The following is a 15,063-nucleotide window of genomic DNA, read 5'->3' as shown; positions in this document are numbered from 1 at the left end:
AATTCTTTTTAAGGTTTCACCTATGCAGAACCTTCTTCTCTTTCTCCCCTGGATCATACTTCTTTTATTTTGCGGCGGTGTCTTTATTTTTTACAAAAGATACCCGATGCACCTTATTGTGAAGAGCAAAACTCATCTCCAGACCACGTTCGACTCAATCGACGATCCACTTTCAATAATCGATAAGGATTATACGCTCATCCGTGTCAATAAATCATACGCATCACTGGTGGGATACAATTTTAAACAGGCACTTGGACAGAAATGCTATCATGTTCTTCGCAAAAGAAATGAACCATGCCTTGACTGTAAAATGAAGCGGGTGCTGGGCTATAAGAACAAGCAAATTACCGAACGCTCACCCCATCCGGTTCATCCTAACGACGGCGTCATTTCAATAACTTTTTATCCATTTAACGATACAAAGGGCTCCGACAATGCCGTTGTCGAGCATATCCGTGATATTACCGAGCTTGAACGGCTGAAAGGCCATCTCGAGGAACAAAATGCTGTTCTTGCCCAGGCCACCGACAAACTCAGAAAGGCTAACGATCATACCAGAGAAGAACTCGACCTGGCCCGTCAAATACAACTCGGAATCATGCCCCGACATATTCCCGAAATACCCGGTCTGAAAATTGCCGCAACTTACCATCCGGTGGAAAGCGTGGGCGGCGACCTCTATGATTTTATCTCCTTTTCGGACTCAAAACTGGGCGTTTTTATCGGCGATGCATCCGGTCATGGCCTGGCGTCGTCGTTTATCGGTACCATTTCAAAAATCGTGCTTTATAATCATACCAAACAGGAGATGCCGGCAAGTGGCCTGTTTGATCGTATGAACAAAGATCTGCTGCATAATATCCACACCGGCCATTATGTAACTAGTTTCTGGGGAGTTATCGATCTTACCGACAACTCCATAACCTACGCCCGGGCAGGGCATCCTAAACCGGTTGTAATCAGCGAACAGCAGGATCTCAACATCCTTTCGGCTTCAGGAACCTTTTTAGGCATTATCGATAATCCAGAATATGAGCAAAACACTTACCATTTCCAGAAAGGCGACCGCCTGTACCTTTTCACTGATGGTATCTATGAAGTAATGGGAGAGCAGCAAGAACATAAAAAAGGTGTGCTTGGATATAAAAAATTCCAGGACATTCTTCTCTCATGCAATCAGTTGCCCTTTCCTAAAGTTATTCCAGGGATCGAGCAGCAATTATGCCAGTATATCTACGAGGATGATTATACCTTGATAGTCATCGAATTCACGCAGTAAGCCGGAGGAGATGCTGATTGCATCTCAAAGAAGTGGAGTAATGGAGGAGTGAAATGGATTACGATAATGGCTCTGAGCGCAAACCGCTTGATCAGGATGGTGGAAAGGAGTCCGGTACGGCCTTCCAGGCCACGTTTCATTCGGCGGAGCAATTATACGGGCAATGAAATAGGTATCGGATTTCTGCCTTCCTTCGACAAATGTTATTTTTCATAACCAATGAACATGCATTTCAGATATTGTATCTTTTTGTTTTTGCTTTCCCGTGTTTTTGCTGCGTCAGGCGCACCTGCAGATTCGCCGGATAACGCATTATCAGCGACCGCCGATTCAACAATCTCCGGCCAGGACTCCATAATCGGCGATCTATCTCCTGCGAAAACAGATTCCATCCAAAGTATTCAGACAGTCGAACAACCTGATACCACGGAGCCGGGCACCGACAGCACCTCGATAGCCCATGATTCGGTATCATCACCATCGGATACATCATTAAGAGAGGTTCAAGTCGATTCTTTGGAAAAAACGATTGAAACAATACCCGATACGATAGGGGAAAAATCGGCCTGGGAAGGAATCGATACCAGTTATAAGTTTTATTTCTCTCCCTACTGGGCCTTTGGCGCCGGATGGACCCTCGGAAGCTTCTCTGCCTTTGACATGTGGGAGAAGGGCCTGCCCCGGAATCTCGCCGACTTCGGGCTGGAGTCCGAAATTCCCCGGGCTCAGTTTGTTCCCTCCGCTCACGATACCGACACAACAAATATCTCCTATGAAATTCAGGAAAGCCCGAGCAACTATCATATTTATTTCCCCTTGATGTTCTCTGTTGCGACACTGACCGATACCACCAGTCGACTCAGATTTGAATCCTCATTCTTTTTTATCAGAAAATCACTTATCTCCTCATTGCAGGATGATTCACTCTCCAATCGTATCGATATCAAACACTCTCTTACCTATTTGTCGCTCTCTCTTGGAGCACAGTATAGTTTTGTAATACCCGAACAATATTTCAGGGTCAATGAAACAGAGCAGACAACATTCAATGCCGCATTTGCTGTTGCACCCTTAACCTATATACAAACCGGGACCTCTGCCAAAGCTGAAGGTTTACCTGACGGCTTATTTTCTCACTTAAAGAGCAGGGCTGTCACTCCCTTTTCATCCTTTGACGCCTTCGGTCTGGGGTTGTCCTGGAAAATCGGGATATCATCCTTACGGAGTTTTACCCCCTCTACCGGCATGAATATCGGTATCTATTATCTCGGCCACTGGTCCGGAATGTTTTACGGTGACGATTCGCGATTGAAAAGAGGAGATATCTATGCGGCAACTTCAAAGCCCGGGGATAATTTTTCCATGATAGCTCACCGGTTCGAAATCAGTGTCATGTTCCTGCGCGGCAAAAAGCCTCCGGCACAAGACAAATAATGTCAACTCATCACTGTGGGCAAAAATACAATGGGAATGAATAAGAAAACGGATATTCAGGCGGTATACTCTATCCTGGAAAGGGAATTTAAAAAACACCGGATGCCGGTGGTCGATCTGGTCCAGGCACAGACACGGGATCCGTTCAAAGTGCTGCTTTCGACCATTATCAGCGCCCGTACCAAGGATGAAACCACTACCGCAGCATCAAACAAACTCTTTTCGGTGGTCCATACGCCCGAAGATCTGGCAAAAATACCGGTTGGAAAGCTTGAGCAATTAATCTATCCGGTTGGATTTTATAAGAACAAGGCGCGCCACTTAAAAAAACTTCCCCGGGCGCTGAATGAACTCTACGGGGGCAAAGTCCCGGATACGGTTGAAGAACTCGTTCAGCTTCCCGGCGTAGGGCGAAAAACCGCCAATCTTGTGGTGGTTATCGGTTTCAATAAACCGGCGATATGCGTTGATGTTCATGTGCACCGGATCGTTAACCGTCTGGGATACCTGCAGACAAAAACCCCCTTTGAAACCGAAATGAAACTCAGAGAAATCCTTCCAAAAAAATTCTGGCTGGGCATTAACTCCTATCTTGTCTCTTTCGGACAACATCTGTGCCGGCCGATAAATCCCCGGTGCGATATTTGTCCGATATACACGTATTGCGAGAGGATAGGGGTGAAAACCAAATATACAAAGTAAGAAAAATAAGCAACTAACCACAACGAAACAACGATTCAAAATCTGAGATTGATTGTATGAAAAAGGCATCCTACTCTACCCCACTCGACGATAAAAAGGTTCGGTGCGAACTCTGTCCCCATCACTGCTTATTAACCGACGGCAAACGAGGTGTCTGCCTGACCCGGCAGAACAGGGACGGTATTCTTTATTCACTCAATTACTGCAGGCCTGTATCTCTGGCCGTTGATCCTGTCGAAAAGAAACCCTTGTATCACTTTTATCCCGGTTCTTCAATTTTCTCGACCGGACCAAATGGATGTACACTCAAATGCTCGTTCTGCCAGAATTTCGAGATTTCCCAGGATACCCTTCCTGTTCGGAAGTTTCCTGAAGATGCGATAATCGAAAAAGTCTGTTCCAGCAGCAGCATGGGTATCGCTTACACCTATTCAGAGCCCTTTATCTGGTTCGAGACAATCATGAATATCGGCGCTGAAATAAAGGCGCGGGGGTTGAAAAACGTCATGGTCACCAACGGTTTCATGGAGCAGAAACCGCTTGATGAGCTTTTGAATGTTGTCGACGCCATGAATATCGATATCAAATCAATGCGTCCGGAATTTTATACCCATCTCTGCAAAGGAAAACTTGAGCCCGTTCTGGCAAGTTGCGAAAAAGTCAAAAAGCATGCACATTTGGAAATTACCAATCTGGTCGTTACCGGCGAAAATGATACCGAAAAAGATTTTAGTGCACTGGCCCGGTATATTGCACAAAATCTGGGCAAGGATACGCCACTTCACCTGTCCCGGTATTTCCCACGATATAAAAGTAACAATCCGGCCACACCCGAAGAAACAGTTAAGACGGCATGGGAAATTGCAAAAGAGTATCTCAATTATGTTTTTATCGGCAATATGGAGTCTGGTGATTGCTCCAACACCAGGTGCCCATCATGCAACACTCTTCTGATCGATCGTAACGGATATTTTACTAAAATCCACGAAAAGCTTGGGGCAGCCACTGGGAACAAAAGGGCTTGTTGTCCGAAGTGCGGAGTTGATACGGGGATTATTCTTTAAAGAAGCCGTCTTCACTGTCGAGGCAATTGCATACTATCCGGCAGGGTAAAGTAAAATGTTGCCCCTTTGTCCGGTTTCGAATCGGCCCAGATTGTGCCGCCATGCCGTTGAATGATACGCATCACCGTGGTCAGACCGATTCCTGTACCGGGGAAAGCAGGATCGGTATGCAGTCGCTTGAAGGGCACAAATAATTTATCAGCGGCAGCCATATCAAACCCTTTGCCGTTATCCCGCACATAATAAACAATCATCTCTTCCATCCTGGTAACGCCGAACTCGATGCGGGCTTTATCGGTTTTGCTTGTGTATTTCCATGCATTGCCCAGAAGGTTTTCCAATGCAATTCGCATCAACCGCGAATCACATATCGCAACAACATCGCTTTGCACAACAAGTTCAATCTTTCTGTTGGGATTATTCGCCTGTAAATTAGCGTTGATAGTATGAACAAGATCACTCAAATTAACCTGCTCTTTGTGTAATTCACTCTGGCTGATTCGGGACAACTGCAGAAGATCTTCGATAAGCTCAGCCATGCGCTTTACAGACATACGTATCCGTGATAAAAACAGTTTGCCATCTTCATCGAGATATCTGCTGTATTCATCATTGAGAAGATCGCTGAATGTTTCAATCATATGCAGTGGCGACCGCAAATCATGGGATACCGAACGGGAAAATTCCGAAAGCTCCCTGTTCGCCTGTTCAAGCCGGCTGTTTGCGGTCTCCATCTCGACAGTCCGATCATGGACTTTTTGTTCCAGCCCGGCATGGGCTTCCCGTAGTTCATTTTCAGCAGTCCGTCGCTGCTCAATCTCTTTTTTTAATGCTTCATTAATTCGCTGGGTCTGATCTCTGGCTGTAGACAATGATGCGATAAGATCTTCCCGTTCAAAACGCAAGCGGTAAGAAGACAGGGTTGTCGCCCTGTTTGTAAACGCCGTAAAGCTTATCAGTATCCAGAAGAAAAGGAGCATGCCTCCCATTAAAACATTGACTGTACTGTTTACTGCAAAAAACAAAATGATCTGGGGAAGCAGAGCAGGAATCGTGAATGCCAGGTATGCCTTTCGAATAACACAAAACGTTCCTGCAGCTCCAGCAGCCATGCCGCCGAGAACATAGGCGATCAGAATACGATGGGCCTGCGATTCATGAAAAAAAAGAAAAAATGCCGCGCTTCCCCACACAATACCGGATACCAGCATACCGGAAATAAAGATCCGTGCCCAGAACCTGATATGCTTTCCATTGGAAATACTCCGATTCGCCGGGATTAAAAGAAATCCCCGGAGCAAAGTGAAACAAAGTAAAAGCATAAGCCAGGCTCCGAGAACCGGCAGCGGAACAATATATACATGCAGGGCGGCCACCATTGTGCCGTTAACAAAAGATGCAATCAGGCCCAGCGGCATGAGCGAATAGACCATTTTCACCTGCTCATTAAAAACACGCTCATTGTTGCCTTTACCTGCCATGCGCCGGCCCCGGTCGATAGTATATACACCAGTTTGAGTAAAAGCATTGCAATCGTCATGCCAATGCCCGCCCCTCTCCTTGTAAACCAGACACTATGACGATTATTCGGTTGCTTATGCAGAAACCACGAAAACGCAGGCATGCTGAGAGTATGAAAAGCGGTTCGAACAATAATCTGTTGGTATTCTTTAGTCTGATTACCGGAATCAACCTCGGGACGTCACCGAAATACGGTTTAAATCGTATGTAAACCCCGGATTAGCAAAGATATGTATTGTCCCTGTTAAGATTACCGCACATTTTTTCAACAGACCCCGAATACCCCCTGACACACCTCGACTATACCTAACGTTGAGTCAATCCCGAAAGTGAAATCGATTTTTGGGGAATTTGTTATTATTGAGACCTACCTAATTAATTGCCTGTTTTTCCGTCATTCCGGCGTAAGCCGGAATCCAGTCTTTCAATGACTCATTGACGCCGAAACAAGTCCGGCATGACGCGCTCTATCCATGCTGTTAATTATGTAGATTTCAATAGTCGGCATGCACAGGTGATTGTTACAGTTGTCATCATGACTTGGGACTATAGGGCATTGCATAGACCAAGCGCGAATAGACCATTAAATAAATTTGCAAAAAATATTTTGCAATGTAAATGTCTATACATTATTTTAGAGAAGTTTGTAAATATCAACGTATAAATTTTACTCTATATGTGATATATGGTTCTCATTTTTTAAATAATTTCAATCTTTCTTTCCATAATTAAATCAACAGGAGGCACGTTGTTGCAAAAAACTTTTATCAGACCGATAGCGTTGTTTCTGATCATTATGTATCCGGTGACAATACTTGCTTCGGATTGTACAAAGTCTAAATTAAAAGGCAAAGTGGAAGCTGCAAGGTCTCATAACAGTATTGTCTGGGGTGTAGCCGGTGTAGGCTCAGGTGTGCTTCTTGGTTTAATTGGAACCGGTGTTATAACAGGTGTTGCCGCTATCCCGAATCCGACTCCGAAATCATTGCCTGAAGATCCGGAAATTGATATTGACTGTTTCGCTAAAGGCTACGGCAGAAGAGCAAAAGGTAGAAATGTTTTAAGTGCATTAGGCGGAGGTGCTGTAGGAACACTTATAGCAGCAATAGTAATTTCATCACTGAACTAATAGGATATAACTATGAAATTGAATTTTCTATTATTTCTATTGATATTGATTTGTAGCCTTGCCGGTTGTACGCACAGGGTTAAAAGAATTGGCTATAATAGCGATACTCCAGTATCTACTGATTGTGATATTCTTATTAAGAAAAATTATAACTATTCGGAAAATGAAGTAAAAGTAGTTGGTAAGATCAAGCTTGGTGATACGGGCTTTTCGATAAAATGTGAAGAGAGTGATGCATTGAAGATTTTACGGCAAGAAGGATGTGCCGTTAATGCGGATGTCATAAATATTGTTGAAGAGAAAAGGGCCGACTTTTTAAGCTCCTGCTATCGAGTTACAGCAACTTTTCTCAAATTCAACCAAGCAACGCAGGCGTCACAAATTTCCAGCGATGAAAACTATTCGGAAGAAGAAATTGAAGATCGGGTTATATTGGATAAAGACCGAAAGAAAGGCATGATAATCGGTAGTATCGTTACAGGTCTTATTGCCGGACTCATAACAGGATTTCTGTTATAATTGAATTTCCCGACGTTATGGTTCATATCATGCCCGTGGAAAGACGCCCCCGGTTTATTGAACGAGTATTCGCTCCCCACACCAGCAGTTTCACCGCTCCCAGACCAAGCGCAACATTCATCACCCCGAACATGGGGACCAGCACAGTAGAAGACAACACCATACCGATGACGCCACCGAAAAGATCAACAGCATAGAGTATACCGGTTTCACTGTTTTTCCGGGTCACAAACTGGGCGCCGCACAAAAATCCTATGCCCCCGTGCAAAAGATAAAAGAGCAGTTGCGGAGCGGCCGTACACTTTGTCAACAGAGCCATCGATACAACCACATACACCGCAATAACTCCATCGGAATGGGGAAATTTCCGCACATAACTTCCCAGGGCAAATCCCAGGGTAAGTGCCAGGAGCAGCAGCGATATGCGTGAGTAGAGCGCTCCGTATCCTGCCTGGTAGAGCAAAAGAAGGGCCACCGAAAAGATACCGGCGGTAAACCCGCTCGATCCTACGGAAAGCATTTCGCCTTTTTTGGGAAAGAAAGCGACCCCAGCAATAATGACCAGGGCGAGGATTATCAAAAGCCCCCATACGGGAGCTTCGATCAGTTTCATCCACCGTTGAAGTCCTGCGATAAGAACAACAGGCTTGTCGATGGTGCTTATTGTTGCTTTCCCGGAAAATGTATTTGCACTTTCGATTCTTTCATCCGAAAGCGCGGGCATAATATAAGGACCCACAAATTGTGTTTGGACCATAAGCTCAGGACGAGCCTTTAAAGCGCTGTCCGAAGCCATAAAGGTATATCCCTCACCGGGAAAAATCAGGACCCGATTAAATACTTCATTCAGGGTCGAGTGAAGAACGTGCACGATTTCCTGCTCCGGCCTGTTAAGATAATTACTGCTGAGGGAAAGGCTGAACGAAAAGACTCCGGAATCACTGAGGAGCGATTTCATTCGGGTAAAATAGGATTGTGTATAAAATCTGCTGCTCCCCATGGTCTCCGGCATGCCCGCTGCCATAAGAATCACATCATATTTTCCTCCGGCCGCATGAGATTCCGGTGAAGTAACAATACTTCCTTTACGTGCAAGGAGCCGTTCGGTTTCAATTATGTCCACCTCACTTTGATTGTAGGCCTTCAGTTCATCATAATGCCCTTTATCGAAAATAACCAGCACCCGGCGAGCGTGCTCCCTCTGCGCCATGGGAATATGCACTGCCTGCTCGATAAAGGCGTCATCGGCAGAAGAGCGGTACAGTGTATTGTTGAGCAGCCATGCAGTATCGCCGTGCTGCTCGGTAAGGACAACCTCGCCCTCCCTGCCGCAGGATATCCTCGTAACGGGGACATCATATTTCCATTCCTGTGATATACTATCAAACAGGGCAATACAAACAAAGGCGCCGCCAATGATTGCAAACAGCCACGGTTTCTTTTTGCAGAGCCATAAAACCGGAACAAGAAGTGCGATAAGGATCAGGGCATTTTTCCAGAAAAGGACAACCCCCAGAAAAACGATCAACGAGCCGGCGATGTTGCCCATGTTTTCGTATCGATAAAGATGCGGTGCGGTATGCCGGGCCTGCGAAAGGCGGCCGAAAACATAACCATTAACAAAGGCAAATGGCCCCTGACTTACGGAGAGAATACCCAGTGAAGCAAGGGGTGAAATAATTTCTCCCGGCGAGAAAAGAAGCCTTCCGGCGCGCAGCAGGAGAATACCGCCAACAGCAGCCCAGACATAAACAGTCACGACACCCCAGGTATCCCATTTTGGCGATTTGGCGCCGATAAAACTGCCGATACCTGAACAGAGAAGCCAGGTCGAAAGCACCAGACCGAGGATCAGCTCATTGCCGTAAAATACGGCCAGTGCCTCCCGTATAAAAAGGCACTGAACTCCGATACTGCAGAAGCCGGTAACAAAAATAAAAGAGTGGGGATGAGCGCTATTCCTCAAAATGAATCGCACGATACCGCTTTACCTCCGCCGTTTTCCATCCATCCGACGGCATGCCGGCTTTGCGGGAAAGATATTCAAGGAAGGTCTTTTTATCCGGGATCTGCTCCCATACCTGAGGAAGGTAGGTTGACTGATGCCCCCCCTTGTTCAGTATTATGCCATCCTTGCCGGCGACGATTTTATTAAGGAGCTCACTTGGATCATTGTAGGACACAGGGTCCGGCCTTGTCAATACAGAAACTTCTACCTTGATTTCGTCGAGCTCCTCCGGGCGGACCGGTCGAAAGCGATGGTCCCTCAGTGCGGCATTTTTTGCATTGTCAATTATTGCCTCATACAACGGTTTAATGCCTTCAATATAACCGATACAGCCACGAAGTTCGCCATGCTTATGGAGGGTTACAAAGCAACCAACATCCTGCTTCGCTACGTCGGGAATATCGGACGGCTCGGGGGGCGGCGCACCCTTAACTGCGGCTTCAAATGCTCTCCGGGCCAGATTGAGCAGAAATGCTTTATCACCGCCATCCAGCTCTTTAACGATAGACTCATTTTCTCTTTTTTCTTTGTCTTCGGACGTTCCACCGTTTTCATCCTTTTTTACAAAGACGATTGAAGCATATCCGACGGTATACCCGCTTTCCGGAGCATTGACAATCTCCTGCGAATTGCGGGCATCAAGCACTATCGGTTTCAAACCAAGGTGCTTTGAGAGATAGAGCAGCACCCGTATCGGCGTTTCACCGCAGGCCTCAATAAAGCCGTTCGGATCCTGATCCATAATTGTTTCGATCGACCGCTTATCCAGCTTTTTGCATTGATCTGCACTATTGACATGGGCGAAGTCCGACGAAGCCACAACCAGTGTTGTTTCATCGACATAGGGCCTGATATATCCGGCGATCGCTTCCGGATCCACATTGCTCATCAGCATGGGCACAAGGGTAAAGGAATCAATAGCGGTCTGGAGGAAGGGGAGTTGAATTTCCAGGCAATGCTCCTGAGAATGGGCGCGCGTGTTCGATCCTACCATTGGGTGTTTCCGGAGTTCCGAAATAATATTTTTATCCAGTGGTATTTTCCCCAGAGGCGTTTCGTAGTAATCGACATCGGGAATAGAGACGCCTTGCACCATTACCCGGTGTGACGGTCCGAGGAGGATGACGGTTTTTATGTCTCTGTTCATGGTGCCATATCCCTTCCCCGCAACCGGTCCCGAAAAGGGGTGCCCGGCATGGGGGCTGATAAGCAGCCGCGGCGAAGACCGCACTCCGGCTTGACTGGTAATATAATTTTCGATACTGTGTCGTAATGCCTGAGGATCGCCTTCATACCACGATCCGGCAAAAACAGCTTTCCGAACAGATTCTTCTGCAGGTGAAGATTCACAATTAAGCATACTCATGAGCAGTACTCCTGTAAGTTTGAGATAAACAGAGTGGAGTTTATGCGCTCGGGCCATACCAACCTCTTTACAAAACATACCCTGGTAATACACTACTGTTACATGGTCCAGATGCCGCTTATTTCGGCGCCACAGGCGCTGCAAGCGCCGTTTTTGATCGAAACGTCTTTCACCAGATATCCCTGCCGTACCACGACCGCTTTTTTACATGATGGGCAATAGGTATTGGTATCAACGGCCACATTGCCGACATACACATGTTTCAATCCCTCTTTACCGGCGACAGCCTTTGCATTCATAAGCGTCTCGACCGGTGTGGGACTGAGATGGGCCAGCTTATGCATCGGGCTGAACCGGGAAAAATGGAGCGGTACGTCATCACCCAGATTTGCGGTTATCCAATCGCACATTTTTCCGATCATCGCGGGATCATCGGTCCATTGCGGAACGATTAAATTGGTTATTTCGACCCATATCCCGAGTTTTTTCGCGAGTTTCAGTGTGTCGAGAATCGGCTGCAACCGTCCGGCATTGAGTTTCCGGTAAATCGAATCATCAAAGCTTTTCAGATCGACATTCGCGGCGTCCATGTATTGCGCCAATTGACGAAGCGGTGCTTCATTGACATATCCACAAGTGATCATGAGGTTTTTAAGGCCGGCTTGACGGGCAAGTTTTGCACAATCGTACATCCATTCGTACCAGACGACCGGTTCCGAATAGGTGTAGGCAATTGCGGTGCATTTACGACGAACAGCTTCTTCGACCAGTTTCTGAGGAGGAAGATGTTCATTCCGTGTCTCCAGCGGACTCTGCTGTGAAATAGTCCAGTTCTGACAGTTCTTGCATCGGAAATTACATCCTGCAATAGCGACCGAATAGGCCCGCGCTCCCGGCAGAACATGGTAAAGCGGTTTTTTTTCTATAGGATCGACATGCACGGCACAGGGATTAGCATAGCCGAGAGTAACCAGTGTGCCGTTTTTATTCTTTCTTACCCGGCAGATACCGGTTTTCCCATTTTCGAGTGTACATTCATGGGGACACAGCTCACATTGTACCATATCACCGAAGGGCTGCCAATGCATCGCCATATGCGGGACAGAGGATTTCCCGGCCATACACGAAGGCGCCGTGAAGGCGCAGGCCAATCCAAGACCATTTCTTAAAGCTTCTCTGCGTGTTGCCATAATAAAAAAATAAATTAATGAAACCGGAGCATGTTTCGATTCATAAGTCCAACCGGCAAATGATTTTTTGAACGGGGAGAGACAGAAATTTACAAACCATTTAATGGGCGACAAAAAATCGTTCACCGGTACCGCCTTCACCGATCGGTACCCGGACCAGTTTCCCACACCGGGGACAACTCCCCTCATAGGCTGTTCCCTCTTTGTTTTTGTAAATCCTGTTGTAGGCATTACAGCACGTAAAATGAATGCCGATAAATGGTCGCCGTTCTCTTTGGGAATTCTTATTACCTGGTGATTCCTGCATAATACAGGCCCTTATCGATAAAGCCCATGTTGATCGATATATGTTTTAACCGGGGGAGGAACCAGATGGTTATAGGTACGTCCCTCGGAGATATTTTTTCTTATTTGCGATGAACTGATATCGAGTTCCGGCGATGGAAACGTCTCAATGGCTGCATCACTGAGTTCCCGGGGAATTTCCATCGTAGTACCCGGTCGGTGCGTGACACAGAGGACCGCCTGAGAAATGATTTCTTTATATTTATGCCAGAAGGGTATTTCGGTCAGATTATCGGAGCCGATTATGAAATATATCTCCGGTTCGGGCAGCTCATTTTTCAGAAAATGCAGCGTATCTATAGTGTACGAAAAGCCCGGGCGGATGATTTCAATATCGCAGATTTCCAGATAATTCGATTGCCCGGTGGCCAATTCAAGCATGGCCAGCCTGTGATGCGCCTCTGCTTTGACCGACGTTGCTTTATGAGGGGGATTTCCTGCAGGAATAAGGATTATTTTTGAAAGATTACAATGTTCTTTTGCAGCGTCGGCAATAGCCAGATGTCCATTATGTACAGGATCAAAACTGCCGCCCAACACGCCGTATGGAGTCATGCAATTACCCGGATTTGCCCAAACGTTCCTTCAATGCTTCAGCCTTGCCGCGAATTTCATTACCGATCTCGCTGTTTAAAAGATCTTCGAGAATGGCCTGCGCTTCTGTTTCCCGATTGACTTTCATAAGATCTTCGACCATATTCAATTTGGCTTCAGGAACATATTTTGATTCGGGAAATTCATTAATAAGTACTTTGTAATACACCACTGCGGCTTCATACTCATCAATCTTTTCGTAAAACCTGGCATTGGAAAATTCCTTTTTGGCAAGCTTCTCGATGGCCTGACTATAATACACCTTCGCGCTGTCGGCAAAGGGACTTTGGGGATAAGAAATAACAAACCGACGCAGTTCCCTGATCGCCTCTTTGGTAGTGGCTTGATCGCGTTCGAATGACTTTGAATCAAGCAGGCTGCACTGACCGATACGAAAACGTGCTTCCTCGGCAAAAGGAGAATTGGGGTAATCCCGGACAATCTGTTGAAATTCGACCTTGGCCTCATCGGGATTCTTGGTGAGCATCTGAGCTTTTGCCAGATAATATATCACCGAATCCATAACATTATGACCGTGGCAATTCAACCGTATGTCGTCACAGATGTTTTTGACATCACCGTACTTGCCCTTTTCGAATTTCTTCTTTACCTTCTCGAATCGCTCCGAGCAGTTATAGGCTTCTTTTATCTTTTTTGCTTCGGCTCCGCCCCAGGGAATCATGATGAATATACCGAGCAAAAGCAAAAAGAACGGATTGGTATTTTTCTGCATAAATTTGTACATATCTGAATAACGATTATGCATATGCAATTATTGTTTATCGAGTGCTTGATGTCGAAGTTGAAAGAACAGGCGCCACTGCTGAAACCATAAAATACAGCATGCCGGGCCCGATATGGTATTCGGGATCTTTTTTTGCAAAAAGAGGAGTAAATAAATAAAAGTTAATTCAGCTCGACGAGGCTTTTCTGTGCCCGTGGGACATATTCAGAACCCGGATAGCGATCGATCAGTTTTTTCCAGGCACTTTTTGCCATACCATTTTGGCCCATTTTAAGATAACATTTGCCGAGTTTATGCTGCGCATCATCGGCTTTGGAGCTGTTGGAATGGTCAAAAACCTTGCTGAATGAAGCGATGGCCTGGGCATAATCGCCGAGAGCATAGTAGCACTCGCCTATCCAGTACTGACAGTTGTCGGCATATTTGCCCCTTGGATATTGCTTAAGCACCTCTGAAAAAAGCACCCGCGCTTCTTTATATTTCCGTGCATTGAATGTATGCAGGGCATTCTGATAGGCAGCATATTCGGGCGATGAAACTGAAAAAGTGGCGGGTCCTTTGGGTTTTCGGGTACTTTTTACCCGTGGCATCACCTCCAACGCATCAATTTGAGCCTGAAGGTCTTTAACTGCTTCAATAATAAGAGAAAGACGATTCTCCAATTCTTCAATTTTCGCTATGGAAACACTGGAAATTTCTTCATTGAGCAGTACCAGTTTATTATCGATCTCGGTCAATTTGGTATTTACCACCTCAACATCAAGCTGCGCTTCCTGAGCAAGACGAAGCGCTTCATCAGAATTTTCTTTTACCTGAACTACATCAATTTCAGGCAGCAGCATCTCATTTTGCACATTTTTGGCCGAACCGGCACATCCTGTAAGTGCAACCAGGACCGGAACTTGAAGTATGCTGAAAAGGCGAAGCCTGCTATTCATAACGTTCCCCGAAACATTTCATTTAAAGTATTTTATTTATTATTATATAATGATTAATAGTATGAATTCTATCTAAGTATATCATTGGTACCCCAGGGGGGGCAAGCGTTGTTTACATATTGATTTATCGACATTTCCAGCCCTTTTCTTGAAGCCTTTTATGAAAGGTGTTATTTTAGTGAGGGAATCGCTTCTCTAACAACCAGCATCAGCGATCCCATCAACG

Annotated in this window: 14 protein-coding genes; 6 read left to right on the top strand and 8 right to left on the bottom strand. The window is 45.9% G+C overall.

The window, feature by feature from the left end; translation table 11 throughout:
* Nucleotides 1–22 precede the first annotated feature (22 nt).
* From GF401_05770 to amrS (GF401_05755), 4 genes are all read left to right on the top strand, one after another.
* Nucleotides 23–1,282, top strand: a complete 1,260-nt coding sequence (locus GF401_05770; GenBank protein MBD3344551.1) for a SpoIIE family protein phosphatase — start codon at nt 23–25, stop codon at nt 1,280–1,282.
* Nucleotides 1,283–1,507: 225 nt separating this feature from the next.
* Nucleotides 1,508–2,716: a hypothetical protein gene (locus GF401_05765; GenBank protein ID MBD3344550.1), complete on the top strand. Its 1,209-nt coding sequence runs from the start codon at nt 1,508–1,510 to the stop codon at nt 2,714–2,716.
* A gap of 36 nt (nt 2,717–2,752) precedes the next feature.
* Complete coding sequence (locus tag GF401_05760; protein ID MBD3344549.1) at nt 2,753–3,418, top strand: endonuclease III; 666 nt, start codon at nt 2,753–2,755, stop codon at nt 3,416–3,418.
* Nucleotides 3,419–3,474: 56 nt separating this feature from the next.
* Nucleotides 3,475–4,482: an AmmeMemoRadiSam system radical SAM enzyme gene (amrS, locus tag GF401_05755; GenBank protein ID MBD3344548.1), complete on the top strand. Its 1,008-nt coding sequence runs from the start codon at nt 3,475–3,477 to the stop codon at nt 4,480–4,482.
* 11 nt (nt 4,483–4,493) lie between these two features.
* Here amrS (GF401_05755) and GF401_05750 read toward each other — a convergent pair whose 3' ends face one another.
* Complete coding sequence (locus GF401_05750) at nt 4,494–5,963, bottom strand: hypothetical protein (protein ID MBD3344547.1); 1,470 nt, start codon at nt 5,961–5,963, stop codon at nt 4,494–4,496.
* 788 nt (nt 5,964–6,751) lie between these two features.
* On the opposite strand from GF401_05750, the gene GF401_05745 reads away from it, so the two are divergent.
* Both GF401_05745 and GF401_05740 read left to right on the top strand, forming a co-directional pair.
* Nucleotides 6,752–7,132: a hypothetical protein gene (locus GF401_05745; protein ID MBD3344546.1), complete on the top strand. Its 381-nt coding sequence runs from the start codon at nt 6,752–6,754 to the stop codon at nt 7,130–7,132.
* A gap of 12 nt (nt 7,133–7,144) precedes the next feature.
* Nucleotides 7,145–7,651 carry a hypothetical protein gene (locus GF401_05740; GenBank protein MBD3344545.1) on the top strand — a complete coding sequence of 169 codons (507 nt, stop codon included), beginning with the start codon at nt 7,145–7,147 and terminating at the stop codon, nt 7,649–7,651.
* Between the two features lie 22 nt (nt 7,652–7,673).
* On the opposite strand, the gene GF401_05735 is transcribed toward GF401_05740, so the two are convergent.
* From GF401_05735 to ybgF, 7 genes are all read right to left on the bottom strand, one after another.
* Entirely contained in the window at nt 7,674–9,629 is a 1,956-nt protein-coding gene (locus GF401_05735; GenBank protein ID MBD3344544.1) for a hypothetical protein, read from the bottom strand.
* A complete protein-coding gene (gene amrB / locus GF401_05730; GenBank protein MBD3344543.1) occupies nt 9,607–11,103 on the bottom strand; it encodes an AmmeMemoRadiSam system protein B in 1,497 nt (498 codons plus the stop codon). The genes GF401_05735 and amrB overlap by 23 nt, the downstream gene beginning before the upstream one ends.
* Nucleotides 11,104–11,123: 20 nt before the next feature.
* On the bottom strand, nt 11,124–12,404 hold the full coding sequence (gene amrS, locus GF401_05725) for an AmmeMemoRadiSam system radical SAM enzyme (protein ID MBD3344542.1): 1,281 nt from the start codon (nt 12,402–12,404) through the stop codon (nt 11,124–11,126).
* On the bottom strand, nt 12,316–12,522 hold the full coding sequence (locus GF401_05720) for a hypothetical protein (protein MBD3344541.1): 207 nt from the start codon (nt 12,520–12,522) through the stop codon (nt 12,316–12,318). The genes amrS (GF401_05725) and GF401_05720 overlap by 89 nt, the downstream gene beginning before the upstream one ends.
* 11 nt (nt 12,523–12,533) lie before the next feature.
* Nucleotides 12,534–13,115: a nicotinate (nicotinamide) nucleotide adenylyltransferase gene (nadD, locus tag GF401_05715; protein MBD3344540.1), complete on the bottom strand. Its 582-nt coding sequence runs from the start codon at nt 13,113–13,115 to the stop codon at nt 12,534–12,536.
* 4 nt (nt 13,116–13,119) lie between these two features.
* Entirely contained in the window at nt 13,120–13,920 is an 801-nt protein-coding gene (gene bamD, locus GF401_05710; protein MBD3344539.1) for an outer membrane protein assembly factor BamD, read from the bottom strand.
* Between the two features lie 140 nt (nt 13,921–14,060).
* Nucleotides 14,061–14,837, bottom strand: coding sequence for a tol-pal system protein YbgF (gene ybgF / locus GF401_05705; protein ID MBD3344538.1), 777 nt, complete (start codon nt 14,835–14,837; stop codon nt 14,061–14,063).
* Between the last annotated feature and the right edge of the window lie 226 nt (nt 14,838–15,063).

The organism is Chitinivibrionales bacterium (genome assembly GCA_014728215.1).
Classification (GTDB): domain Bacteria; phylum Fibrobacterota; class Chitinivibrionia; order Chitinivibrionales; family WJKA01; genus WJKA01.
This window is presented reverse-complemented; position numbering and strand designations above follow the sequence as displayed.